The sequence below is a fragment of the Nocardioides marmorisolisilvae genome (assembly GCF_003725775.1).
Classification (GTDB): domain Bacteria; phylum Actinomycetota; class Actinomycetes; order Propionibacteriales; family Nocardioidaceae; genus Marmoricola; species Marmoricola marmorisolisilvae.
Genome location: NZ_RJSG01000001.1, coordinates 130714 through 153825 on the forward strand (window position 1 = coordinate 130714; position 23112 = coordinate 153825).

A 23112-nucleotide genomic window follows, 5' to 3' on the forward strand; every position below is an offset into this window, starting at 1 on the left:
CCTAGAATTGGTCCATGACCACGACCTCAATCCTCGAGACCGGCGCAGTCCTGGCTGCTGCTCGTCGTGAGCAGGCCGAGGTCGAGGCAGCCCGCACCCGCCTCCTGGAGCGAGTCGCTCAGTGGGCCGAGATGCACCGGATCGACGATCCCGAGACCGCTGATCGGGCCATCGCCACCTACGGCGACACCCCCGTCTCGCTGGCGGGTGAGGGCGCTCCGCACGTCGCCCACTTCGCCGTCATCGAGTTCGGGACCACGCTGAAGATCAACCGTCGGGCTGCCGAGCACCTGTTCGCCGAGGTGCTCGAGCTGGTCCACCGGCTCCCGCTGACCTGGACCCGCGTCACGTCCGGCTCCCTGAACTCCGGGCGCGGACGCCAGATCGCAGCCGCCACCACGAGCCTCTCCCCCGAGGCCGCTGCCTTCGTCGACGCTCAGGTCGCTCCCGTCGCGGAGCGGATCAGCACGCGTGACCTGCAACGGCTCATTGATGCGGCGATCGCGCGGTTCATGCCGGTCCACGCCGAGGAGATCGCCGCGGCAGCTGAGGAGACGCAGGGCGTGCAGATCCTCTTCGACCAGCCCTCCTACACGGGCACCTGCCGCATCTTCGGCGACCTCGACATGGCAGACGCCATGGATCTCGAGCAGGCGCTCCAGGCCGGAGCCGAGCAGCAGAAGGCCCTCGGCTCGGAGCTCTCCCTCGACGCCCGGCGAGCCAAGGCCCTCGGAAACCTGGCCCGCGGCGAGCTCGTCCTCGACTACAACTCGGGCCTCCCTGCCGAGGCCCCGGTCGCGACGCCGCCGGTCACGTCGCCGCGCCAGGTCGTGCTGTACGCACACCTCAACGCAGACGGGACGGCGGAGATCGAGAACAACGGTCGCCACCTGGCCACGGTGGAGCAAGTCCGCGAGTGGACCAGGACCGCCGGTTCCGTCGTCGTCCGCCCGGTCCTCGACCTCGCCGAGGAGATCACCAGCCCGGGGTACCGGCCCACCGCCCGCCAGGCCGAGCAGGTCGTGCTCCGCGACCGCTGGTGCCCGTTCCCGTTCTGCACCAACAGCGCGCGACACGGCGACAAGGACCACATCGAGCCCTACGACCCGAACGGCCCGCCCGGCCAGACCACCTCGTCGAATCTCGCCGGTCCTTGCCGCACCCACCATCGCGTCAAAACCTTCAGTGCGTGGACCTACACCAGGGTGGGAGCCGACTCCTACCTCTGGCGATCACCCCACGGGTACGTCTACCTCAAGGACCGGACCGGGACGCGTGACCTGACGCCCAAGACCGTCGAACCACCGCGCAGCCGCTAAGCCGCCAGCTCGCGCGCCCGCGCGAAGACGTCGTCGAGCATCGCGTGGGTGAGCTTGCCGGTGAAGGTGTTCTGCTGCGACGGGTGGTAGCTGCCCAGCAGCGTCACGGGTCCGGCGGGTCCGTCCAGCACGACCTCGGCCCGGTGGCCGAATTTCGGCTGTGGCTTCGGGATCGTGAAGCCCGCGTCCCGCAGCGAGGACAGCGCGGCGCCCCACCCGAAGGCTCCGAGCGTGACCACGACCTTCAGGGTCGGAGCGACCAACTGGACCTCGCGGGCGATCCACGGTGCGCAGGTGTCGCGCTCGACCGGCGTCGGCTTGTTCTGCGGCGGCGCGCACCGCACGGCCGCAGCCATCCGGGCGCCGATCAGGCCCTGCCCGTCGCCGGCGTGCAGCGAGGTCTCCTGACGAGCCAGCCCGGCCCGGTGCAGCGCAGCGAACAACCAGTCCCCCGACGAGTCACCGGTGAAGATCCGGCCGGTGCGGTTGCCACCGTTCGCCGCAGGCGCGAGCCCGATGATCAGGATCCGGGCGTCCGCATCACCCCAGCCGGCGATCGGACGCCCCCAGTAGGGCTCACCCGCGAACGAGGCACGCTTGGTCTCCGCCACGTCCTCGCGCCAGGTCACCAGCCGCGGGCAGGCGCTGCAGACCGAGACCCGGGCGTCGAGCTCGGCCAGGTCCGCGACGTCGGCCATTTCGACCACGTCTGCAGCGGTCCGCGCGATCGGGGTGTCCGGTCGGGCCGGGTCGTCCGGCCACCCGGTTCCCGGCGGGACCGGGCTGGCGAACAGCTCGCCGGTGACCGGGTGCGGGAGCATCAGTCTTCCTCGGGAACCGGCTGCACCGCCGGCCCGTACGGCGGCTCGCCCGGGCGGACCGGGTACGACTCGCGCAGCACCAGCTTCTCCACCAGCGCGGGCTCCGGGCGCGGGGGCGCCAGGTAGCTTCCCGGGTCCAGGCTGTCCAGGTCGGCGGCAGCGGCGGCGCGCGCGGCCTTCTCCTCGGCGATCCGCGCGTCCCGGACGGCGTCCACCTCGGCCCCGAACAGCAGCGCCAGGTTCGTCAGCCAGAGCCACAGCAGCGCGACGATCGCGCCCGCGACCGATCCGTAGGTCTTGTTGTACGAGCCGAAGTTCGCGACGTAGAACGCGAAGCCGGTCGAGGCTCCGGCCCAGATCAGCAGCGCGAGGAACGCCCCCGGCGACAGCAGCCGGATCCGGCCGACCTTCACGTTCGGGGTGGCGTGGAACAGCAGCGCGACCACCACCACGACGACCACCGCCAGCGCCGGCCACTTGGCGATCTCCCAGCGGTCCACCGTGGACTGCGCGACCCCGAGCTTGGCACCGACCGAGTCGGCGAGCGGCCCCGAGACGGTGATGATCACCAGCCCGGTCACCAGCAGCACGATCGAGGCCAGCGTGATCAGCAGCATCAGCGGCCGCAGCTTCCAGAACGGCCGGGTCTCCTCGACCTCGCGGACCCGGTTCATCGCGCGCGAGAAGCCGCCGACGTACGCCGAGGCGGAGTACAGCGCGCCGGCAGTACCGAGAGCGAAGGTCCAGGTGGCCCCACTCGCGTTCACGAGCGTGGTGATCGTCGGCTGGATCGAGTCGAGCCGGTCGGAGGACATCAGCGGCCGCAGGATGTCGATCACGGTCTTCACCGTGTCGTCGGGATCGCCGATCAGCCCGAGCAACGAGAACAGGGCCAACGTCCCCGGGAAGATTGCGAGCACGGCGTAGTAGGTCAGCATCGCGGCGAGGTCGGTGTCGTCGTGACGGAGGAAGTTCTTGGCCGAGGCGATCAGCGTCTTCATGTCACGCAGCTCCAGGCGATGCCGTCGAGGATGTCGGACTCGGAGACGGTGAGCGTCTGCACCGGGGTGCGACGCAGGATCCGGTCGAGGATGAGCGCACCGGCGCCGATCACGTCGGCTCTGCCCGGGTGCATGTACCCGAGCGCACGCCGGTCGGCCACCGTCATCGCGACCAGGTCGCCGATGGTGGCGCGGACGGCGTCGACCTCGAGGGTGGCCAGGTGCACCTGCTCGCGGTCGTACGCCGGCAGGCCGAGCACGCCCGCGGCGACGGTGGTGACCGTGCCCGCGACGCCGACGACGGTGCCGGCCAGGCCGGGGTCGACCCGGCAGGAGTCCAGGGCCGCATCGATGTCGGCCTCGACCGCGGCCACCTGCTCGGCGGTGGGCGGGTCGCCGTGCAGATGACGCTCGGTCAGCCGGACGGACCCGATGTCCAGGGAGTGCTCGGCGGTGACCCGACCGTCCGCCGTACCGAGGATCAGCTCGGTCGAACCGCCGCCGATATCGAGCACGAGCACCGGGGCCTCGGCCTCCGGTCCCAGCGCCCGGGTGGCTCCGTCGAACGACGCCCGCGCCTCCTCGTCGCCGCCGATGACCTCGACCTCCACGCCGATGCGCTCCCGGACCGCGCCGGTGAAGTCCGCGGCGTTTTCGGCATCACGGGCGGCCGAGGTGGCGCAGAACCGGATCCGGTCGGGCTGGTACTCGGTGACGAGCATCGCGTACTCGTCGAGAGCGGCGTACGCGCGTTCCATCGACTCCTCGGCGATCCGACCGGTGCGGTCCACGCCCTGCCCGAGGCGCACGATCCGCATCTCGCGGACGTGCTCGGTGGCAGTGCCGGCGCTCGGGTCGAGGTCCGCGACCAGCAGCCGCAGGGAGTTGGTGCCGCAGTCGAAGGCCGCGACCCTAACCATCCTGGGTTCCTGAGGAGGTCGTGCTGCGACCGTCTCGAGGGACGCACGGCCCGGACTCCCACCAGTCCCCGAGCAGGTCGAGCACCTCGTCGCCGAGCGGGTTCACCCCGCGCCCCTGGGCGAGGGACTGGCCGGCCAGCACGTGCAGGCACTTGACCCGGTCGGGCATGCCGCCGGCGGAGATGCCGGCGATCTCCTCCACGCTCTGCCCCTTCTCGTCGGCGATGGCCGTCCGCGCTGCGAGGTACGCCTCGTGGGCCGCCCGGTACGCCGCAGCGAGCTCGGGGTCCTCCTCCAGCCGGGCCGACATCTCCTTCATCAGCCCGGAGGCCTCCAGGGTGCCGATCATCCCGGCCGCGCGCGGGCAGGTCAGGTAGAACGTCGTCGGGAAGGGGGTGCCGTCGTCGAGCCGCGGCTCGGTGGTCACCACGTCCGGGTTGCCGCACGGGCAGCGGTGACCGATCTCGTGGATGGAACGCGGTACCCGCCCCAGCTGCGCCTCGATCGCGTGGACGTCGTCGGGTTCGATGCTCAACTCCCGGTCACCCACTGTTCGGGGTGATCCGGGTGGCCGGAGTGGGCTTCTTCAGCTTCTCGGGGTGGTCGGCGGCGTCCAGGGAGGCCCGCACCTTGCTCCACCACGCGTCCGGCTTCTTCTGCGCGATCGTCGCGGGATCGGTCAGCGCGTCGTGCCCGGTCAGCGGTTTCCCGTCCGACCCGATCACCTGGTAGCCGGTCTCCCCGGGCAGCAGCCAGCCGAAGCGCTCCCGTGCCTGCTGCTCGATGTAGGCGTCGTCGGACCAGCGCCGCTTCTCCCGCTTGGCGACCGCGATGCTCGCCTCGGCCTGCGCGATCTGGCTCTTCAGCTCGTTGATGTGCTCGCGCTGGCGCAGGTAGGCACGCATCGAAGAGGCGTAGGAGACGACCAGGATCGCGAAGACCACCAGCAGGATCGCGGCCCGGTTGGTGAACCGGGGACGCGCAGCAGCCGCCCCGCCGCTCCGCGGACGCGCGGCACCGCCCCGCTGGGCAGGGCGGATGTTGCGGGAAGGTCCCCGCTGCGGCGTACGTCTCTTCGGTGGCACGGCTCCTAGTCTGAACCCTGGAGGGGCTCAGCCCTGGTAGCGCGGGAACGCGCCGCGCCCGGCGTACCGGGCGGCGTCGCCCAGGTCCGCCTCGATGCGCAGCAGCTGGTTGTACTTCGCGACCCGCTCGGAGCGCGCCGGAGCACCGGTCTTGATCTGGCCGCAGTTCGTCGCGACGGCGAGGTCGGCGATGGTGACGTCCTCGGTCTCGCCGGAGCGGTGGCTCATCATCGAGGCGTACCCGCTGCGGGTCGCCAGGGCGACCGAGTCCAGGGTCTCGGTGAGCGAACCGATCTGGTTGACCTTCACCAGCAGGGCGTTCGCCTGGCCGCCGTCGATGCCGCGCTGCAGCCGCTCGACGTTGGTCACGAACAGGTCGTCGCCGACGAGCTGGGTCTTGGTCCCGAGCTGGTCGGTGATGGTCTTCCAGCCGTCCCAGTCGTCCTCGTTGAGCGGGTCCTCGATGGAGACGATCGGGTACGCCGCGACGAGCTCGGCGTAGTAGGCGGTCATCTCCTCGGCGGTCTTCTTGGCACCCTCGAAGGCGTAGGTGCCCTCCTCGTAGAACTCGCTCGCAGCGACGTCCAGGGCCAGCACGACGTCCTTGCCCAGGGTGAGACCCGCCTGGCCGATGGCGTCGGCGATCAGGTCGAGGGCCGCACGGTTGCTGGACAGGTCCGGGGCGAAGCCGCCCTCGTCGCCGACGCCGGTGGCCAGACCCTGCTTCTTCAGCACGGACTTCAGCGAGTGGTAGACCTCAGCACCCATCCGCAGCGACTCGCGGAAGGTCGGGGCGCCGATCGGGGCGATCATGAACTCCTGGATGTCCACGTTGGTGTCCGCGTGGGCACCGCCGTTGAGGATGTTCATCATCGGCACCGGCAGCAGGTGCGCGTTCGGGCCGCCGACGTAGCGGTAGAGCGGGAGGTCGGCGCTCTGGGCGGCCGCGTGCGCGACGGCGAGGGAGACGCCGAGGATCGCGTTGGCGCCGAGCTTGGCCTTGTTCGGGGTGCCGTCCAGGTCGAGCATCTCCTGGTCGACCAGGCGCTGGTCGCTGGCGTCCAGGCCGATGATCCGCTGGGCGATCTCGGACTCGACGGCCTGCACGGCCTTCTCCGTGCCCTTGCCCTGGTAGCGGTCACCGCCGTCGCGGAGCTCCACCGCCTCGAACGCGCCGGTCGAGGCACCCGAGGGCACCGCCGCGCGGCCGAAGCTGTCGTCCTCGAGGATGACCTCGACCTCGACGGTGGGGTTGCCCCGGGAGTCGAGGATCTCGCGGGCGATGACGTCTTCGATGGCTGCCATGAGGGGCAGCCTAACGGGGCTCGATCAGCCGCCTGATGGCCGTCCGCAATTCCTGCTCGGGGTCCAGCCCCTCGCGCTGGGCACGCACCGCCAGGGCCAGCAGCTGGTCCCCCACACCGTCCCCGTCCGGCACGCGCACCGCGGTGCCGCCGCGCTCCAGGCGCTCGACCGCCTTCACCGCGCGCAGCAGCGCCGGCAGCTCGTCGGGGACACCCTCCATCAGCGAGCTGCGCTGCTTCTCGTCGGCCTTGATCCGCTCCCACTGGGCGTCGATCCCGGCCGCGTCGTCCGGGTCGGCCGTGGCCTGCTCGGGGGCGAAGACGTGCGGGTTGCGACGGACCAGCTTGGCGATCAGGTCACCGGCCACGTCGTTGATGTCGTACTGGCCGTCCTCGGCCGCGATGGCGGCGTGGAAGTACACCTGGAGCAGCAGGTCGCCGAGCTCCTCGCGCAGGTGGGCCGGGTCGCCGGACTCGATCGCCTCGACGACCTCGTAGGTCTCCTCGAGGAGGTAGCGGGTCAGGGACTCGTGCGTCTGGTTCGCCTTCCAGGCGCACTCACGACGCAGCCGGGCCATCACCCCGGCGAGCTCGTCGAGCTCGGACTCAGCCACACTTCTGGTTGGCCGGGAGGCTGCCGGCCCAACCGGCATCCTCGGGGCTGGCCACGGAGGCCTTGGCGAACGACGAGACCGGCTCGGAGATCGACGTATCGTCGGACCCGGCGATCCCGGACTTGCCGGCGCCGTAGATCGGGTCGATCTCGATGTCGGCCTGCTTGCGGTAGTCGCCCTGGATCTTGGTCACCAGCGCCTCGACCTGCTGCTGGGTCGGCTTGTCGACGCCCTGGGCGCCGAGCTCGCGGGCCGCGATCGCGTAGACCTCGAGCTGGCTCTGGTAGAGCTTGCCGATCATGGTGCGGAACTTGGCACGGTCCTTGGCCGCGACCGCCTGCACCGTCGGCTCGAACTGGTCCATCGCCTGGCGGTAGGTGGCCCGGTCGTAGGTGACGCCCTGCTCCTTGCCGAGCTCGGCGTTCAGCCGGGACTGCACCAGCGCGTTGACCATGTCGGCGCGGACCTGCCTGCGGGAGACCGTCTGCACGCTGCCCGACTGGGCCGGGTCCTTGCCCGCGTTGTCGATCGCGTCGCACTGGAGACGGGCCAGGAACTTCACGTCCGCGTTCGAGATCGTCCGGCCGTCGACCGTGGCGGCGACGTCTCCCCCGAGCGACTGGGAGCAGCCGGAGAGCACGAGAGCGGACACGCCGGCAGCGGCGAGGACGACCAGACGGTGGGCCTTCACGAAGCGGTCTCCTGACTGAGGATGGACTCGATCACCCGGCTGGCCCACGCGAGGAGCTCCTCGTCGCGCAGGCCGTGCGGGCGGGGCACCAGCATCGTACGCACAGAAGCCTTGACCAGGCTGCCGGGGTAGACGCGGTTCAGGCGGACGGCTCGCGAGTCCAGGAGCTCGACCGGAGCGAACCGGACGTACTTGCCCTGGATGGTGATCTCCCCGACGCCCACGCGCCGGCACAGCCCCCGGAAACGGGCCACCGCGAGCAACCGCTCGACGGGCGCTGGCGGAGCGCCGTACCGGTCCGCCATCTCGGCTCGCAGCTGGTCGACGTCCTCGTCGGCCCGGACCTCGGAGAGCCGCTTGTACATCTCCAGGCGCAGGCGCTCGCTCGGCACGTAGTCGTGCGGGAGGTGGGCGTCGACCGGGATCTCGATCCGCACCTCGCTGAGCTGCTCCTCGGCCTCGCCGGCCCCGGTGCCGGCGCGGAACTCGCTGACCGCCTCGCCGACCAGGCGGACGTAGAGGTCGAAGCCGACGTCGGCGATGTGGCCCGACTGCTCGCCGCCGAGCAGGTTGCCGGCGCCGCGGATCTCCAGGTCCTTCATCGCGATCGCCATACCGCCACCGAGGTCGGAGTGCTGGGCCAGCGTCGCCAGCCGCTCGTGCGCGGTCTCGGTCAGTGGCTTGTCCGCCGGGTAGAGGAAGTAGGCGTAGGCCCGCTCGCGGCTGCGGCCGACCCGGCCCCGCAGCTGGTGCAGCTGGGAGAGGCCGAGGGTGTCGGAACGCTCGATGATCATCGTGTTCGCGTTGGAGACGTCCAGGCCGGACTCGACGATCGTGGTGCACACCAGCACGTCGAAGCGGCGCTCCCAGAAGTCGAGCATCACCTGCTCGAGCTGGTGCTCGCCCATCTGGCCGTGCGCGGTGGCGACCCGCGCCTCGGGGACGAGCTCCTTGATCTTCGCGGCGGCCTTCTCGATCGAGGTGACCCGGTTGTGGATGAAGAACACCTGGCCCTCGCGGAGCAGTTCGCGGCGGATGGCCGCGATCACCTGGCGGTCCTCGTAGGCGCCGACGTAGGTCAGCACCGGGTGCCGCTCCTCGGGCGGGGTGGTGATCGTCGACATCTCGCGGATGCCGGTGATCGCCATCTCCAGCGTCCGCGGGATCGGGGTCGCGCTCATCGAGAGCACGTCCACGCTGGTCCGCATCCGCTTCATCAGCTCCTTGTGCTCGACCCCGAAGCGCTGCTCCTCGTCGACCACGATCAGGCCGAGGTCCTTGAACCGGATGTCCGGGTTCAGCAGCCGGTGGGTGCCGATGACGATGTCCACCGTGCCGTCGGCCAGCCCGGCGATGACCTCGGCCGCCTCCTTGTCGGTCTGGAACCGGGAGAGCTGCTTGAGCACGACCGGGAAGCCGCTCATCCGCTCGGCGAAGGTCGAGAAGTGCTGGGTGACCAGCAGCGTCGTCGGCACCAGCACGGCGACCTGGGTGCCGTCCTGGACCGCCTTGAACGCCGCCCGCACCGCGATCTCGGTCTTGCCGTAGCCGACGTCGCCGCAGACCAGGCGGTCCATCGGGACGGTGCGGCGCATGTCCGCCTTGACCTCCTCGACGGTGGTCAGCTGGTCGGGGGTCTCGTGGAACGGGAAGGCGTCCTCCAGCTCGCGCTGCCACGGGGTGTCCGGCCCGAAGGCGTGGCCCTTCGTGGCTTGGCGGGCGGCGTACAGCTTGATGAGCTCGGCCGCGATCTGCCGGACCGCCTTCTTGGCGCGACCCTTGCGCTTGGCCCAGTCGGCGCCGCCGAGCCGGTCCAGGCTCGGCTGCTCGCCGCCGACGTAGCGGGTGACCTGGTCCAGGGCGTCGGCCGGCACGAAGAGCTTGTCCGCGGGCTGACCGCGCTTGCTGGAGCCGTACTCGAGCACCAGGTACTCGCGCATCGCGCCGTGCACCTCGCGCTGCTTCATCTCCAGGAAGCGCCCGACGCCGTGCTGCTCGTGCACCACGAAGTCGCCGGGCTTGAGCTCGAGCGGGTCGATCTGCTTCTTGCGCCGCGTCGGCATCGCCCGCATGTCCCGGGTCGAGGCCTTCTGGCCGGACAGGTCCTCGCCGGTGAGCACCACCAGACCGGCAGCCTCGAGGACCAGCCCGGTGGTCAGGCAACCCTGGGTCACCAGCACGACCCCGTCGGGCGTGCCCGTCGAGCCGGTCGGGACCCCGTCGACCAGGCGAGCAGCGACTTCGTGCTCACCGAGCACCTCGACCGTGCGCTGGGCCGGGCCGTGACCCTGCTGGACCACGACGACCCGGCGTCCCTGCGCCACGTGGTCGGCGATGTCCTTGACCGCCGCGTCGATGTCGCCGCGGTACGGCTCGACGGCGGCCGCCTGAACGACCACGCTCTCGTCGTCCTCGTCGAGGCCGAAGGGACTCAGGCCCCACCAGGCCTTGCCCTGGTCGAGCGCCGCCCCGCGGACGTCGCCGAGGGTGCGCAGCGACGCCGCGCCGAGGTCGATCGGGGCCTGGCCGCCGGCTGCGGCCGCCGCCCAGCTGGCGCCGAGGAACTCCTCGCTGGTGGCGACCAGGTCGTGCGCCCGGGTGCGGACCCGCTCGGGGTCCAGCACCAGCACGCTGGTGTCCTTCGGGAGCAGGTCGATGAGCAGCTCCATCTCGTCGACCAGGGCAGGGGTCAGCGACTCCATCCCCTCGACGGCGATGCCCTCGGCCAGCTTGTCGGTGAGCTCGCGCAGCTCGGGGTGGTTGCGGCCGAGCTCGGCGGCGCGCTCCCGGACCTCGTCGGTCAGCAGCAGCTCCCGGCACGGCGGCGCCCACAGCCGGGGCAGCTTCTCGATGGTCCGCTGGTCGGCGACGGCGAAGGTGCGGATCTCGTCGACCTCGTCGCCGAAGAACTCGACCCGGACAGGGTGCTCCTCGGTCGGCGGGAACACGTCGACGATGCCGCCGCGCACGGCGAACTCGCCGCGCTTCTCCACCAGGTCGACGCGCGAGTACGCCGCACCGACCAGGTTCTTCACGACCTGGTCCAGCTCGATCTCCTGGCCGGGGACCAGCTCGACCGGCTCGAGGTCGGCGAGGCCCTTCACCTGCGGCTGAAGCACCGAGCGGACCGGTGCGACGACCACCCGGACCGGGCCGTTCCCGGCGTCCGCGCCCGGGTGGACGAGCCGGCGCAGGATCGCCAGCCGGCGGCCGACGGTGTCGCTGCGCGGGCTGAGCCGCTCGTGCGGCAGCGTCTCCCAGGCCGGGAAGTGCACCAGCGACTCGGCCGGCACCACGTCGGCGAGCTCGGTGACCAGGTCCTCCGCCTCGCGCACGGTGGCCGTGACGACCAGGACCGTGCGACCGGTCCGGGCCAGGCCGGCGATCGCGAACGGTCGCAACGCCGGCGGTCCGGTGAGGTCGAGCACAGTGGCGTCCACGTCCCCGGCCCGCGCCAGCGCGGCGGCGAGGACGGGGTCGGTCAGAACGGCATCGGCGAGGCCGGCGAGACGCACTACGGGGCTCCTGGATCAGCGGTGAGATCGGGGGTCGGGCAACACGAACAACCCCGATCTCGGAACGAGAGGGGGTACCTGGCAAGGGTAGCCGGGGACTCCGACGGTCTAGGAGGTCGCCCGGCTCGCGTAGGTGTTGGCGGCGTCGAGCACCGACAGCACGTAGCTGCGGTCGTGGTTGTAGGAGTGGATCGCGGCGTTCCAGCCGGAGACGGTGGCCAGGTCGTGGCCGTCGGCGCACAGGTAGCGGCCGGCAGCCAGGGCCGCGTCGTCCAGGTCCAGCGGGTCCTTCACCCCGTCGCCGTCGCCGTCGGCAGCCCAGCGCTCCCACGTCGACGGAATGAACTGGAGCGGGCCGATCGCGTGCTCCCAGGTGCTGTCGCCGTGCCACTGGGCCGAGGTCGGCGTCGAGCGGATCGCCGCGAACCCCTGCCCGTTCAGCGCCGGACCGATCACCGGGGTCGAGGAGCGGCCGTCTGTCAGCAGAGTTCGACCGCCGATGGTGCCGTGCTGCGACTCCACCCAGCCGATTCCGGCGAGAGTGTTCCAGGCCAGGTGGCAGCCCGGCTGCGCGGCGTGCAGGCGCAGCTCCACACTCCCGTACGCCGCCATCGCGGCCGCGGGGATGCCGACCTTGGCGCCGATGCGGGTGGCCCACGCCTGGCTGACCGCGAACGGCGCCCGCTGCGCGGACCGGCTCGAGGTGTTCGTGCGGGTGAGCGGCGCAGCCCCGGTGCTCGCCGGAGCGGGCGCGGCCTCGTAGGTGATGCCGGTGCCGTCGACGGCGCTACCGCCGCCACGGACGATCAGCAGGACGACGAACAGCAGCGCGGCCAGAACCGCACCGAGGATCGCGAAGCCGAGCCGGGGGTGTTCTTCGATCACCCGAAGCGGCCGTTGACGTAGTCGTCGGTGCGCGGGTCCTGCGGGCGCTCGAACATCGCCCGCGTGTCACCGTGCTCGACGATCACGCCAGGGGTTCCCTGCGAGGCAAGGAAGAACGCGCACTTGTCGGAGACGCGTGCGGCCTGCTGCATGTTGTGCGTGACGATCACGATGGTGACCTCCCGCGCCAACTCAATCATGGTCTCCTCGATCACGCGAGTCGAGGTCGGGTCGAGCGCCGAGCAGGGCTCATCCATCAGCAGCACGCGCGGCTTCACCGCGAGCGAGCGCGCGATGCACAGACGCTGCTGCTGACCACCGGACAGACCACCGCCGGGGGCGTCGAGGCGGTCCTTGACCTCGTTCCACAGTCCGGCCTTGGTCAGGCAGGACTCGACCAGGGATTCGCGGGTGTCGCGGTCGGCCTTGGTGCCGGTCAGCGCCAGGCCGGCCAGCACGTTCTCCTCGATCGACATCGCCGGGAACGGGTTCGGCTTCTGGAAGACCATCCCGATCGCGCGACGGGCGTCGGTGAGCTTCTTCTCGGGGCTGTAGATGTTGTCGCCGTCGAGCAGCACCTGACCGGACAGCTGCGCGGACGGCACCAGCTCGTGCATCCGGTTCAGGATGCGCAGGAAGGTGGACTTGCCGCAGCCCGACGGGCCGATGAGCGCGGTGATCTTGCCGGCCGGCATCGCCAGCGAGACGCGGTCGAGCACCAGGCGGTCGCCGAACCACGCGGAGATGTCGCGCGCCTCGAGGTGCGCCAGGACCGGCGCGGGGCCGTCGGGCACGAACGGGTCGCGGACGTCCTGCAGCCGCGGCAGCAGTGCGGTGGGGTGCTCGTCGATAGTCATCGTGGGACAGCGTCCGCGCTCCTCGCGTCGGGAAGGGGTCACCCGGGTGAACGCACGGTGAACACGCTCGGGAGGTCTAGCCCGATACGGCCTTGGTCGCCTCGTACTCGGCCACGCTGCGCAGGATGCAGAACTCGTTGCCCTCCGGGTCGGCCAGCGTCACCCAGCCGACACCCGGGCCGTAGTGGTCGCTGTGGTCCTCGACCACGGTCGCGCCGAGGGACAACGCCCAGGCGACCTCCTCGGCGCGGTTCCGCTCACGCGGGCGCAGGTCGAAGTGCAGCCGGTTCTTCACCGCCTTGGTGTCCGGGTTCTGCAGGAACAGGATCTGGTGGCTCCCGTCCGGGCTCTGGATCATGCACTCGGGGTGCTCGGGCAGGTTCGGGTCGTCGGGGAGGTCGGTGTAGCCCAGGAGCTGCTTCCACCACTCCGAGAGGTCGTAGGCGTGCTGGGCGTCCACCGTGGTGTGCGAGACGAAACAGGTCATGGACCTTTCTACCCCGAGACGACCACCGGCAGCTTGGTGAAGTTCCCCCACGGCTGCGTCGCCCAGGTCGCGTAGGCGCCACCGGTGAGGAGCGACGCCACCGATCCGAGCAGACCCGAGCCACCGCAGGTGGCGAGACCGTTCGCGTCCGTGTACGCGGTGCAGATCTCGATCCACCGGATCGGTTCGGTCTGGGGTCCCGGGGCGCCCTGCTCGTAGGCGTCGCGGATCGTGAACACGACCGGGACGCCGGCCATCGGCGCTCCGACGAAGTTCGTCGCGTGCGTCGACAGGGTCAGGGTGAGCTTGAGACCGGGCTTGACCCTGGCCACGGTGGGCTCGGCCGAGAACGTCGGCTGCTGCAGCGGCTTGGTCGTCGCCGACGCGGTCGCACCGGACTCGTACCCGGGCGCGCCGAGGAAGGTCGCCGTCACAGTGACCGGGTCGTTGGACGGTGCGGTCCCGAACACCTGGAGATACCCGTACTGCTCGTGCACGGGGGTGCCGTCGCCGACGCCGGTGAGGGCGACGTCGCCGGCGACCTGCTCCTGGTTCGGTCCGTGCACCTGGATCACCGCGGAGAAGGTGGATCCGACGTGGTCCCCGCCGCTCACCGAGACGGTGAGGGTGATCGGCTTCAGGTCGTCCGCGGCCGCCCGCGTGGTGAGCGCGACGGGCGCGGCGACTCCGAGAGCGAGGGCGAGGACGAGCAGGACGTGTCGGAGCTGCTGGAACGGGTGCATGAGCTGACCTTCCCCACGAAGGATCCCCCGAACGAGCCCGAACCTACTTCGGTACTGGTCGGTTTCGCTAGTGGTTCGGTCAGATGGCCCAGGGACCCTCGGGCGCCTGGACCCGAGCCTCGTCGGCCTCCTGGTCGGTGAGCATCTCCTGGCTCTGCCGCTCGGCCTCGACCCGGCGCAGCCAGTGGTCGACCTCCTCGTCGATCCGGGCCTGGTCCCAGCCGAGGACGCCGGCCATCAGCTCGGCCACCTGCGGCGCGCAGAGCACGCCGCGGTCAAAGGACTCGATCGAGAGCCGGGTACGCCGGGCCAGGACGTCGTCGAGGTGCCGGGCGCCCTCGTGGGTCGCGGCGTAGACGACCTCGCCGGCCAGGTAGTCCTCGGCGTGGATCAACGGCTCGGCCAGCTCGGGGCGGTCGGCCATCAGCTGCAGGATCTCGTCGATCATCCCGCCGTACCGGCCGAGCAGGTGGTCGACGGTGGCCAGGTCCAGCCCCGAGGTCCGCGCGATGCTGGCTCGCTGGTTGGTGCGGGTCTCGAAGCCGTGGGCGCCGAGCAGCGGGACCCGCTCGGTGATGGATGGACGGACCTCACCGCCCAGGGACCGGGCGGCCACGTCGACCGCGTCCCTCGCCATCACCCGGTACGTCGTCAGCTTGCCGCCGGCGATCAGCACCAGGCCGGGCACCGGGGCGACGACGGTGTGCTCCCGGGAGATCTTCGAGGTCGCCTCGCTCTCGCCGACGAGCAGCGGTCGCAGGCCGGCGTACACGCCCTCGACGTCCTCGCGGTCCAGCGGGTCCTTCAGCAGGGTGTTCACGTGGCCGAGGATGTAGTCGATGTCGGCGCGCGAGGCAGCGGGGTGCGCCAGGTCGAGGTCCCAGGCGGTGTCGGTGGTGCCGATGATCCAGTGCCGACCCCACGGGATCACGAACAGCACCGACTTCTCGGTCTTGGTGATGAACCCGGCCTCGGAGCGGATCCGGTCGCGCGGGACCACGATGTGCACGCCCTTGCTGGCCTGCACGTGCAGCGCACCGCGCCCGCCGACCAGCTCCTGGATCTCGTCGGTCCAGACGCCGGCGGCGTTGATGACGACCTTGGCGCGCACCTCGAGGTCGACGTCGTTCTCGAGGTCGCGGATGCTGGCCCCGCAGACCTTGGCCTGTCCTGAGCCTGTCGAAGGGTCGCCCTCGCGCAGGAAGCCGGTGACCTTGGTGCGCGAGGCCACGTGCGCCCCGTACGCCGCGGCGGTGCGCGCGATGTTCATGACCAGGCGGGCGTCGTCGACCTGGCAGTCGTAGTACCGGATCGCGCCGGTGAGCTGGTCGGTGCGCAGGTCGGGCGCGATCCGCGCGATCTGGCGGCGGAACAGGTGCTTGTGCTTGGGCACGCCCATCTCGTACTTGCCGGCCATCGCCATGCCGTCGTACAGGACCAGGCCGGCACCGACGTACGGGCGCTCCCGGGTCTTGTGCAGCGGGTAGAGGAACGGCACCGGGCGGACCAGGTGCGGCGCGATCCGGGTGAGCAGCAGGCCGCGCTCCTCAAGGGCTTCGCGGACCAGGCCGAAGTCGAACATCTCCAGGTAGCGCAAGCCGCCGTGGACCAGCTTGCTGCTGCGGCTGCTGGTGCCGCTGGCGAAGTCGCGCTGCTCAACCAGGGCGGTCGAGAGCCCGCGCGACACGGCATCCAGGGCGATGCCCGCGCCGACCACGCCGGAGCCGACCACCAGCACGTCGACCTCCTGGGTCGACATCCCGGTCAGCGCGGCGGCGCGCGAGCCGGGTCCGAGGTCTGCGGTCAGCGCCATGGCGCCAAGTCTTCCAGACCCCGGACCCGGGTTCTCAGCAGCCGCAGCAGCCGCAACCACAGGTGTCCATGCCACGCCTCCTTCCCGATAGATATCGATGAATGTCGATGTCTACGTTGCAGGCATACATCGATGTCTGTCAATATTGATGTATGTCGAAGTCCTTGACGCTGACGCCCGTGGAAACGGTCGCGTGCTGCTCACCCCTGGTGTCCGCGCCGCTCGCCGAGGAGACGGCCGAGCGCATCGCTCCGCTGCTCAAGGCGATCGCGGATCCCGTCCGCCTCCGGCTGCTCTCCCTCGTCGCGGCGCACGCGGACGGCGAGGCCTGCGTCTGCGACCTCAACGGCGCCTTCGACCTCTCCCAGCCGACGATCAGCCACCACCTGAAGGTGCTCCACGAGGTCGGGCTGCTCGAGCGCAGCAAGCGCGGCGTCTGGGTCTACTACCGAGCCCGGCGTGAGGCGCTGGCCGATCTCGGCTCGCTGATCGGCGGCGGACTGTGAGCCTCGCCCGTCGCGCGACCGCCGAGCTGGTCGGGACCGCCTTCCTGGTCGCCTGCGTGATCGGCTCCGGCATCGCCGCGTCGCGCCTGTCCCCCGACGACACCGGGCTCCAGCTGCTCGAGAACAGCCTGGCCACCGGAGCCGTGCTGGTCGCGCTGATCCTCACGCTGCAGCCGGTCTCGGCCGTCTTCAACCCGGTGGTCAGCGCGGTCGAGGCCGCGCTCGGCCTGATCCGCTGGTCCGAGGCAGCGGTGCTCGCCGCGGCCCAGGTCCTCGGCGGGATACTCGGCGCGGTCGTCGCCAACCTGATGTTCGACCTCGACGCGGTCACCTGGTCGACGCACGAGCGCAGCGCCGGACACCTCTGGCTCGGCGAGGTGGTCGCGACCTTGGGGCTGGTGCTGGTCGTCTTCGGCGGGATCCGCTCCGGCCGCACCGAGTCGATCGCCTTCGCGGTCGGCGGCTACATCGCCGCGGCGTACTGGTTCACCTCCTCGACGAGCTTCGCCAACCCGGCGGTGACCATCGCGCGAATGTTCTCCAACACGTTCGCGGGCATCGACCCGTCCTCGGTCGCCATGTTCGTGCTGATGCAGGTCGTCGGCGGTGCGCTCGCCCTCGGCCTGGTCCGTCTGCTGTTCCCTGTCACCGAGCTCGCCGAAGGAGCCGTCCGATGACCCGTCCCACCGTCCTCTTCGTCTGCGTGCACAACGCCGGTAGGTCCCAGATGGCCGCGGGGTTCCTCCAGCACCTCGCGGGCGACCGGGTGGACGTGCTGTCCGCCGGCTCGGCACCGGCGGACCAGATCAACCCGACCGCGATCGAGGCGATGGCCGAGGTCGGCATCGACATCGCCGGCGAGCAGCCGAAGGTACTCACCACCGAGTCGGTGCAGGCCTCCGACGTGGTGATCACGATGGGCTGCGGCGACGCCTGCCCGTTCTACCCGGGCAAGCGCTACGAGGACTGGAAGCTCGACGACCCAGCCGGCCAGGGCATCGAGGCGGTGCGGCCGATCCGCGACGAGATCCGGAGCCGGGTCGAGGCCCTGATCGCCAGCCTCGGCTGAGCGTCCTACTGGACGACGACCTCGATCCGCTGGAACTCCTTGACCTCGGTGTAACCCGTGGTCGCCATCGAGCGCTTCAGGGCGCCGACCAGGTTCATGGTGCCGTCGGCGACGCGGGACGGGCCGAAGAGGATCTCCTCCAGCGAGCCGATGGTGCCGATCTCGACGACCTCGCCGCGCGGCAGCTCGGCGTGGTGCGCCTCGGCGCCCCAGTGACGACCGCGGCCGGGAGCCTCGGAGGCCCGGGCCAGCGGAGAGCCGATCATCACGGCGTCGGCACCGCAGGCGATCGCCTTGGCGATGTCGCCGCTGCGACCGATCGAGCCGTCGGCGATGACGTGCACGTAGCGGCCGCCGGACTCGTCCATGTAGTCACGACGGGCAGCCGCGACGTCGGCCACCGCGGAGGCCATCGGCACCGCGACACCGAGCACGGTGCGGGTGGTGTGCGCGGCACCGCCGCCGAAGCCGACCAGCACACCGGCAGCGCCGGTCCGCATCAGGTGCAGGGCCGCCTGGTACGTCGCGCAGCCACCGACGATGACCGGGACGTCGAGCTCGTAGATGAACTCCTTGAGGTTCAGCGGCTCGGCCTGGCCCGAGACGTGCTCTGCGCTGACCGTGGTCCCGCGGATGACGAACATGTCGACACCGGCGTCCACGACGGTCTTGGCGAACTCCTTGGTCCGCTGCGGCGAGAGCGATCCCGCGACGGTGACGCCGGAGGCGCGCATCTCCTGCAGACGGGCGGTGATCAGCTCGGCCTTGATCGGCTCGGCGTAGACCTCCTGCATCCGGGTGACCGCGGCCTCGTTGTCCAGGCCGCCGATCTCCTCGAGCAGGGCGGTCGGGTCCTCGTACCGGGTCCAGAGACCCTCGAGGTTGAGCACGCCGAGACCGCCGAGCTTGCCCAGCGCGATCGCCGTGGACGGCGACATCACCGAGTCCATCGGCGCGGCCAGGATCGGCAGGTCGAAGCGGTAGGCGTCGATCTGCCAGGCCGTCGACACCTCCTCGGGGTCACGCGTACGCCGCGAGGGGACGATCGCGATGTCGTCGAAGGAGTACGCACGGCGGCCGCGCTTGGCACGGCCGATCTCGATCTCGGTCACCGCAGAACCCTACTGTCCCGAGTAGTTCGGTGCCTCGACCGTCATCTGGACGTCGTGCGGGTGGCTCTCCTTGAGGGAGGCCGAGGTGATCCGGATGAACTGGCCCTTCTCCTGGAGCTCGGGGATCGTCGCAGCGCCGACGTAGAACATCGACTGGTTCAGCCCGCCGATGAGCTGGTGCGCGACGGCCGCGAGCGGGCCGCGGTAGGCGACCTGGCCCTCGATGCCCTCCGGGACGATCTTGTCGTCGCTGGTGACCTCGGCCTGGAAGTAGCGGTCCTTGGAGTAGGACTTCTTCCCGCGGCTGGACATCGCGCCGAGCGAGCCCATCCCCCGGTAGCTCTTGAACTGCTTGCCGTTGACGAAGATGACCTCGCCCGGCGACTCCTCGCAGCCGGCCAGCATCGAGCCGATCATCACGGTCTCGGCACCGGCCACGATCGCCTTGGCGATGTCGCCCGACTGCTGGAGGCCGCCGTCGGCGATCACCGGGATGCCCGCTGCCTTGGCCGCCAGGGAGGCCTCGTAGACCGCGGTGACCTGCGGGACGCCGGCGCCGGTGACGACCCGGGTGGTGCAGATCGAGCCGGGGCCGAACCCGACCTTGACGGCGTCCGCACCGGCGTCGACGAACGCCTGCGCGCCGGCCCGGGTGGCGACGTTGCCGCCGATGACCTGGACGTGCCGGGTGGCCGGGTCGGACTTGAGCCGGGCGACCATGTCGAGCAGCAGCTTCACGTGGCCGTGCGCGGTGTCCGCGACCAGCACGTCGACGCCGGCCTCGACCAGCGTGGTGGCCCTCTCCCACGCGTCGCCGAAGTAGCCGACCGCGGCGCCGACCATCAGCCGGCCGTCCGCGTCCTGGGAGGCGTTCGGGAACTGCTCGCCCTTGACGAAGTCCTTGACCGTGATCAGCCCGGCGAGGCGGCCCTCGGTGTCGACGATCGGCAGCCGCTCGCGCTTGTGCTGGCGCAGCAGGGTGGTGGCGTCGTCGCGGGAGATCCCGACCGGTGCGGTGATCAGCGGCATCGGCGTCATCACCTCGTCGACCTTGGTGGTCGCCCACTCCGCGACCGGGGTGAACCGGAGGTCGCGGTTGGTGATGATCCCGAGCAGCCTGTTGTCGATGTCCACGACCGGCAGACCGGAGACCCGGTACTCACCGCAGGTGCGGTCGAGGTCCTCCAGCGTCGCGTCCGGGCCGATGGTGATCGGGTTGGAGATCATTCCGGTCTGGGTGCGCTTGACCAGGTCGACCTGGTAGGCCTGCTCCTCGGCGGAGAGGTTGCGGTGCAGGATCCCGATGCCGCCCTGGCGGGCCATCGCGATCGCCATCCGGGACTCGGTGACCGTGTCCATCGCGGCGCTGACCAGCGGGACCTTCAGGGTGATCTCCCGGGTCAGCCGCGTGCTGGTGTCGATGTCCGACGGGTTCAGGTCCGAGTAACCCGGCAGCAGGAGGACGTCGTCGTAGGTGAGACCGAGAGCGGCGAACTTCTCGGGGACTTCGAAGGTCATGCTGAAGTCTAACGAACGCCGACGGGTCCGATCGGACGCACCCCGGCGAGGCTCACGTGAACACTCAGCCCCTCCTCGGTGAGCTTGATCCGCCCGCGCATCCCGGCGGCGGCGAGCACCGGGACGACCCCCTCCTCGGTCGGCGGCGCGAGCATCACCAGCTCGGTGGCTCCCGCACCCGCCGCCAGCCCGCTGATCTGGCGCAGCAGCTGGCGTCCGATTCCCAGTCGGCGCCAGGCCGGAGCGACCTCGAGACTCGCTTCCACGGCGTCATCGACGACCGCGTGCAGCTTCGCCGCTCCGACCACGTGCACCCCGATCCGCGCGAGCACCTGCTCCTCGCCGACCTCGTACTCGACCACCGCCGAACCGGCCGTCGCAGCCGGCGGCGCCACCGACCGCGCACGGTCGGCGAACTCGGTCAGCACGGAGGCACGCACCTGCTCCGTGGCTGACCAGCTGACCCGCGCCCCCAGCAGCTGGGTCAGCTCCGCCGGCAACGACTCCGGCTCCTCCAGCACGGCCTGGGCTGCACGCAGCCAGGCGGTCGGCTGGTCGACGAGGTCGTGAGTGGCGCAGGGGACGACGCTCACCTCGTCTCCTCCCGCGCCACTCACGAGCTGGACGACCGCAGCAGCGGTCCAGCTGTCCGGCGTCTCGACGACGAGGTCGTCGGTCACCGCCCCCAGCTCCGGGTAGATCTGCAGCGCAAGGATGTTCACCCCGGCGTCCCCGCAGTGCTGGGCGAGCACTGCGAGCGCACCCGGGGTGTCCGCCAGCTTGGTCCGCACCCGGTAGTACATGCATCGATGGTGCTGAAGGCGTGTTGCGGGTCGGCTGCGCCTTCGTTACAGGCGCGTCAACAAGGGCTCACACGCCCTAGGGTGAGCCCATGGCCGAGTGGATCTACTTCATCCATCCCCCGCGGGAGAAGTTCGTCGCGACGATCACCCCCGAGGAGGCGGAGACGATGAGCATCCACCGCGACCACCTCGCCGCGCTGCTCGAGTCGGGCACGCTGATCATGGCCGGCCCGACCTTCGGCGACATCAACACCGGCGTTGCGGTGATCGAGGCCGAGGACGAGGACGCCGCGATGGCGATCGTGAACTCCGACCCGGCCGTGACCTCCGGCCTGATGCGCCCGGAGCTGCGGCCGATGCGGGTGACGTTCCTGCGGGGCCGTGACTAGGCGACCGGCGTCGGCGGCCTGATCGGCTCGAACTCCGGGTCGCCCTGGTGGCCCGGGGGCTGCCAGCCCGGAGGGCCGAACAGGTAGCCGAGCTTGTCGCGCACCGTGTCGGCCGCGCGGACGTTGTGCACGATCTGCGCGTAGTCGCCGTACTGGAGCTTGATCATGTTGTAGGTCTCGACCGGCTTGGTCAGCCCGTACGTCGGCTTCTGCTTCTCCTCCACGAAGGTGCCGAGCATCCGGTCCCAGATGATGAAGATGCCGGCGTAGTTCTTGTCGAGGTACTCCGGGTCCGAGCCGTGGTGCACGCGGTGGTGCGACGGGGTGTTCATCACGAGCTCGATCGGGCGCGGCAGCTTTCCGATCATCTCGGTGTGGGTGAAGAACTGGTAGATCAGGTTGAAGCCGAAGGCGACGTAGATCGTCCAGGGCGCGAAGCCGAGGAACGGCAGCGGCAGCCAGAAGAAGAACTCGAACCACGGGTTCCACTTCTGCCGCAGCGCGGTCGCGAAGTTCATGTACTCACTCGAGTGGTGCGCCTGGTGCGCGGCCCAGCCGATGTTGACCCGGTGCACGAACCGGTGCGAGCAGTAGAACGCGAAGTCGACGCCGAGGATCAGCAGCACCCAGTACCACCAGGTGTCGGTCGGCATCTTGATCGCGTCGGGGGTCACGTAGACGAAGACGGCGTTGTAGACGAGGAACGAGCCGACCTTCAGCGCCAGCGAGAAGGCCAGCGAGATCAGGCCCATGCCCATGCTGGTGCGGGCGTCGCGTCCCTGGTAGCCGGTGCGGGCGGCCCCGAGCACGTTGTCGTCGTGGTCGAGCCACTTGAGCGCGGCGAGCTCGATGACGATGGTGATCAGGAAGAACGGGACCGCGTAGGTCACCGGGTTCTTCATCGGGTCCAGCAGCTCGTGCATGATCAGGTCTCCTTGATATGACTCATGGGTAAGTTACCACAGGTTCATATCTCTGGCTAGAATCCTTTCATGACCTCCACCACCCCCACCAGGGTCCGGCCGAACGCCGGGACCAAGGGGGTCGCCCGCGCCGACCGGGAGGCGCAGATCGTCGAGGTCGCCTGCAAGGCGTTCGGCGAGCGCGGGTACGCCAACACCTCGGTGGCCGACGTCGCCGAGGCGGCGGGCATCTCCAAGCCGCTGATCTACAACTACTTCGGCTCCAAGGAGGGCCTGCACGCGGTCTGCGTCGAGCACGCCGCGGCCACCCTCTGGGCCGAGTTCGAGCGCAGCTCGCACACCGACACCGTCGGCCTGGCGCGCGCGGTCCTCACCCTGGACGGGATGTTCCGGGCGCTGGCGCCGCAGCCGTGGATCTGGCGCCTGGTCTTCGACCCGACCGCGCCGGACGAGGGCGCGAGCCACGACGCGTTCCAGGCCTACGAGCAGAAGCTGTTCACCCTCGGCGAGGACGGCGTCAGCGAGCTGATGCGACTCGCCGGCAACGACGACCACGACGACACCTCCGCGATGCACGCCGTGTGGGAGTCGGTGTTCCGCTCGCTGGTGAACTGGTGGCTGGACCACCCGGAGGTCTCCCCCGAGGAGATGACCGCGCGCTGCGTCCGGATGTTCAGCACCGCGTTCGGGCCGATCGAGGGCTTCGCCGACCCGGCAGGAACTCGCGCCTGAATTGC

General features: G+C 70.5%; 24 protein-coding genes. 6 read left to right on the plus strand and 18 right to left on the minus strand.

Going from position 1 to position 23112, the window contains the following annotated elements; translation table 11 throughout:
• Positions 1 to 14 precede the first annotated feature (14 nt).
• Positions 15 to 1319: an HNH endonuclease signature motif containing protein gene (locus EFL95_RS00655; RefSeq protein WP_123232139.1), complete on the plus strand. Its 1305-nt coding sequence runs from the start codon at positions 15 to 17 to the stop codon at positions 1317 to 1319.
• Here the strand turns inward: EFL95_RS00655 and EFL95_RS00660 are convergent.
• From EFL95_RS00660 to EFL95_RS00725, 14 genes are all read right to left on the minus strand, one after another.
• Positions 1316 to 2140 (minus strand): uracil-DNA glycosylase, encoded by an 825-nt coding sequence (locus tag EFL95_RS00660; protein ID WP_221176269.1) that lies wholly within the window; start codon positions 2138 to 2140, stop codon positions 1316 to 1318. The genes EFL95_RS00655 and EFL95_RS00660 overlap by 4 nt on opposite strands.
• Positions 2140 to 3141, minus strand: coding sequence for a YihY/virulence factor BrkB family protein (locus EFL95_RS00665; protein WP_123232140.1), 1002 nt, complete (start codon positions 3139 to 3141; stop codon positions 2140 to 2142). The genes EFL95_RS00660 and EFL95_RS00665 overlap by 1 nt, the downstream gene beginning before the upstream one ends.
• Positions 3138 to 4061, minus strand: coding sequence for a Ppx/GppA phosphatase family protein (locus tag EFL95_RS00670; RefSeq protein ID WP_123232141.1), 924 nt, complete (start codon positions 4059 to 4061; stop codon positions 3138 to 3140). Before EFL95_RS00670 ends, EFL95_RS00665 begins: the two co-directional genes overlap by 4 nt.
• Complete coding sequence (locus EFL95_RS00675; protein WP_123232656.1) at positions 4054 to 4596, minus strand: DUF501 domain-containing protein; 543 nt, start codon at positions 4594 to 4596, stop codon at positions 4054 to 4056. Before EFL95_RS00675 ends, EFL95_RS00670 begins: the two co-directional genes overlap by 8 nt.
• A 7-nt stretch (positions 4597 to 4603) precedes the next feature.
• Positions 4604 to 5146: an FtsB family cell division protein gene (locus EFL95_RS00680; protein ID WP_148044927.1), complete on the minus strand. Its 543-nt coding sequence runs from the start codon at positions 5144 to 5146 to the stop codon at positions 4604 to 4606.
• A gap of 27 nt (positions 5147 to 5173) precedes the next feature.
• Complete coding sequence (eno, locus tag EFL95_RS00685) at positions 5174 to 6451, minus strand: phosphopyruvate hydratase (protein WP_123232143.1); 1278 nt, start codon at positions 6449 to 6451, stop codon at positions 5174 to 5176.
• A 10-nt stretch (positions 6452 to 6461) separates the two neighbouring features.
• Positions 6462 to 7064 (minus strand): nucleoside triphosphate pyrophosphohydrolase, encoded by a 603-nt coding sequence (locus EFL95_RS00690; RefSeq protein ID WP_183406968.1) that lies wholly within the window; start codon positions 7062 to 7064, stop codon positions 6462 to 6464.
• Entirely contained in the window at positions 7057 to 7755 is a 699-nt protein-coding gene (locus EFL95_RS00695; protein WP_123232145.1) for a SurA N-terminal domain-containing protein, read from the minus strand. Before EFL95_RS00695 ends, EFL95_RS00690 begins: the two co-directional genes overlap by 8 nt.
• Complete coding sequence (gene mfd, locus EFL95_RS00700; RefSeq protein ID WP_123232146.1) at positions 7752 to 11270, minus strand: transcription-repair coupling factor; 3519 nt, start codon at positions 11268 to 11270, stop codon at positions 7752 to 7754. Before mfd ends, EFL95_RS00695 begins: the two co-directional genes overlap by 4 nt.
• Before the next feature lie 108 nt (positions 11271 to 11378).
• Entirely contained in the window at positions 11379 to 12155 is a 777-nt protein-coding gene (locus tag EFL95_RS00705; RefSeq protein WP_246004736.1) for a lytic transglycosylase domain-containing protein, read from the minus strand.
• Positions 12152 to 13012, minus strand: coding sequence for a phosphate ABC transporter ATP-binding protein (locus EFL95_RS00710; protein ID WP_123232147.1), 861 nt, complete (start codon positions 13010 to 13012; stop codon positions 12152 to 12154). Before EFL95_RS00710 ends, EFL95_RS00705 begins: the two co-directional genes overlap by 4 nt.
• 76 nt (positions 13013 to 13088) lie before the next feature.
• Positions 13089 to 13499, minus strand: coding sequence for a VOC family protein (locus EFL95_RS00715; protein ID WP_123232148.1), 411 nt, complete (start codon positions 13497 to 13499; stop codon positions 13089 to 13091).
• Positions 13500 to 13507: 8 nt separating this feature from the next.
• Positions 13508 to 14242 carry a hypothetical protein gene (locus EFL95_RS00720; RefSeq protein WP_123232149.1) on the minus strand — a complete coding sequence of 245 codons (735 nt, stop codon included), beginning with the start codon at positions 14240 to 14242 and terminating at the stop codon, positions 13508 to 13510.
• A 79-nt stretch (positions 14243 to 14321) separates the two neighbouring features.
• Entirely contained in the window at positions 14322 to 16055 is a 1734-nt protein-coding gene (locus EFL95_RS00725; RefSeq protein ID WP_123232150.1) for a glycerol-3-phosphate dehydrogenase/oxidase, read from the minus strand.
• Between the two features lie 152 nt (positions 16056 to 16207).
• Between EFL95_RS00725 and EFL95_RS00730 the strand changes: the two genes are divergently transcribed.
• The 3 genes from EFL95_RS00730 to EFL95_RS00740 are packed head-to-tail and all read left to right on the plus strand — an operon-like array spanning position 16208 to position 17630.
• The gene (locus tag EFL95_RS00730) at positions 16208 to 16561 is read left to right on the plus strand and encodes an ArsR/SmtB family transcription factor (RefSeq protein ID WP_123232151.1); all 354 of its coding nucleotides are present in this window, start codon (positions 16208 to 16210) and stop codon (positions 16559 to 16561) included.
• Positions 16558 to 17238: an aquaporin gene (locus tag EFL95_RS00735; RefSeq protein WP_123232152.1), complete on the plus strand. Its 681-nt coding sequence runs from the start codon at positions 16558 to 16560 to the stop codon at positions 17236 to 17238. Before EFL95_RS00730 ends, EFL95_RS00735 begins: the two co-directional genes overlap by 4 nt.
• The gene (locus EFL95_RS00740) at positions 17235 to 17630 is read left to right on the plus strand and encodes an arsenate reductase ArsC (RefSeq protein WP_123232153.1); all 396 of its coding nucleotides are present in this window, start codon (positions 17235 to 17237) and stop codon (positions 17628 to 17630) included. The genes EFL95_RS00735 and EFL95_RS00740 overlap by 4 nt, the downstream gene beginning before the upstream one ends.
• Before the next feature lie 5 nt (positions 17631 to 17635).
• Here the strand turns inward: EFL95_RS00740 and EFL95_RS00745 are convergent, their stop codons facing one another.
• From EFL95_RS00745 to EFL95_RS00755, 3 genes are read right to left on the minus strand one after another with little or no spacing between them, the layout of a single operon-like run.
• Positions 17636 to 18742: a GuaB3 family IMP dehydrogenase-related protein gene (locus EFL95_RS00745; RefSeq protein ID WP_123232154.1), complete on the minus strand. Its 1107-nt coding sequence runs from the start codon at positions 18740 to 18742 to the stop codon at positions 17636 to 17638.
• 9 nt (positions 18743 to 18751) lie between these two features.
• A complete protein-coding gene (gene guaB, locus EFL95_RS00750; RefSeq protein WP_123232155.1) occupies positions 18752 to 20260 on the minus strand; it encodes an IMP dehydrogenase in 1509 nt (502 codons plus the stop codon).
• A gap of 8 nt (positions 20261 to 20268) precedes the next feature.
• Complete coding sequence (locus EFL95_RS00755) at positions 20269 to 21063, minus strand: GNAT family N-acetyltransferase (protein ID WP_123232156.1); 795 nt, start codon at positions 21061 to 21063, stop codon at positions 20269 to 20271.
• Positions 21064 to 21152: 89 nt separating this feature from the next.
• Here EFL95_RS00755 and EFL95_RS00760 point away from each other — a divergent pair, with 89 nt between their 5' ends.
• Entirely contained in the window at positions 21153 to 21452 is a 300-nt protein-coding gene (locus tag EFL95_RS00760) for a YciI family protein (protein ID WP_123232157.1), read from the plus strand.
• On the opposite strand, the gene EFL95_RS00765 is transcribed toward EFL95_RS00760, so the two are convergent.
• Complete coding sequence (locus tag EFL95_RS00765; RefSeq protein ID WP_123232158.1) at positions 21449 to 22375, minus strand: sterol desaturase family protein; 927 nt, start codon at positions 22373 to 22375, stop codon at positions 21449 to 21451. The genes EFL95_RS00760 and EFL95_RS00765 overlap by 4 nt on opposite strands.
• 69 nt (positions 22376 to 22444) lie before the next feature.
• Between EFL95_RS00765 and EFL95_RS00770 the strand changes: the two genes are divergently transcribed.
• Positions 22445 to 23107 (plus strand): TetR/AcrR family transcriptional regulator, encoded by a 663-nt coding sequence (locus EFL95_RS00770; protein ID WP_123232159.1) that lies wholly within the window; start codon positions 22445 to 22447, stop codon positions 23105 to 23107.
• The last annotated feature ends 5 nt before the right edge of the window (positions 23108 to 23112 follow it).

Excerpts from the sequence above, each read along its gene's own strand:
- EFL95_RS00725 (WP_123232150.1), bottom strand. The coding sequence starts at position 16,055 with ATGGCGCTGACCGCAGACCTCGGACCCGGCTCGCGCGCCGCCGCGCTG.
- EFL95_RS00715 (WP_123232148.1), bottom strand. The coding sequence starts at position 13,499 with ATGACCTGTTTCGTCTCGCACACCACGGTGGACGCCCAGCACGCCTAC.
- EFL95_RS00760 (WP_123232157.1), top strand. The coding sequence starts at position 21,153 with ATGGCCGAGTGGATCTACTTCATCCATCCCCCGCGGGAGAAGTTCGTC.
- EFL95_RS00660 (WP_221176269.1), bottom strand. The coding sequence starts at position 2,140 with ATGCTCCCGCACCCGGTCACCGGCGAGCTGTTCGCCAGCCCGGTCCCG.
- EFL95_RS00720 (WP_123232149.1), bottom strand. The coding sequence starts at position 14,242 with ATGCACCCGTTCCAGCAGCTCCGACACGTCCTGCTCGTCCTCGCCCTC.
- EFL95_RS00740 (WP_123232153.1), top strand. The coding sequence starts at position 17,235 with ATGACCCGTCCCACCGTCCTCTTCGTCTGCGTGCACAACGCCGGTAGG.
- EFL95_RS00665 (WP_123232140.1), bottom strand. The coding sequence starts at position 3,141 with ATGAAGACGCTGATCGCCTCGGCCAAGAACTTCCTCCGTCACGACGAC.
- eno (WP_123232143.1), bottom strand. The coding sequence starts at position 6,451 with ATGGCAGCCATCGAAGACGTCATCGCCCGCGAGATCCTCGACTCCCGG.
- guaB (WP_123232155.1), bottom strand. The coding sequence starts at position 20,260 with ATGACCTTCGAAGTCCCCGAGAAGTTCGCCGCTCTCGGTCTCACCTAC.
- EFL95_RS00710 (WP_123232147.1), bottom strand. The coding sequence starts at position 13,012 with ATGACTATCGACGAGCACCCCACCGCACTGCTGCCGCGGCTGCAGGAC.
- EFL95_RS00670 (WP_123232141.1), bottom strand. The coding sequence starts at position 4,061 with ATGGTTAGGGTCGCGGCCTTCGACTGCGGCACCAACTCCCTGCGGCTG.
- EFL95_RS00755 (WP_123232156.1), bottom strand. The coding sequence starts at position 21,063 with ATGTACTACCGGGTGCGGACCAAGCTGGCGGACACCCCGGGTGCGCTC.
- EFL95_RS00655 (WP_123232139.1), top strand. The coding sequence starts at position 15 with ATGACCACGACCTCAATCCTCGAGACCGGCGCAGTCCTGGCTGCTGCT.
- EFL95_RS00765 (WP_123232158.1), bottom strand. The coding sequence starts at position 22,375 with ATGCACGAGCTGCTGGACCCGATGAAGAACCCGGTGACCTACGCGGTC.
- EFL95_RS00770 (WP_123232159.1), top strand. The coding sequence starts at position 22,445 with ATGACCTCCACCACCCCCACCAGGGTCCGGCCGAACGCCGGGACCAAG.
- EFL95_RS00730 (WP_123232151.1), top strand. The coding sequence starts at position 16,208 with ATGTCGAAGTCCTTGACGCTGACGCCCGTGGAAACGGTCGCGTGCTGC.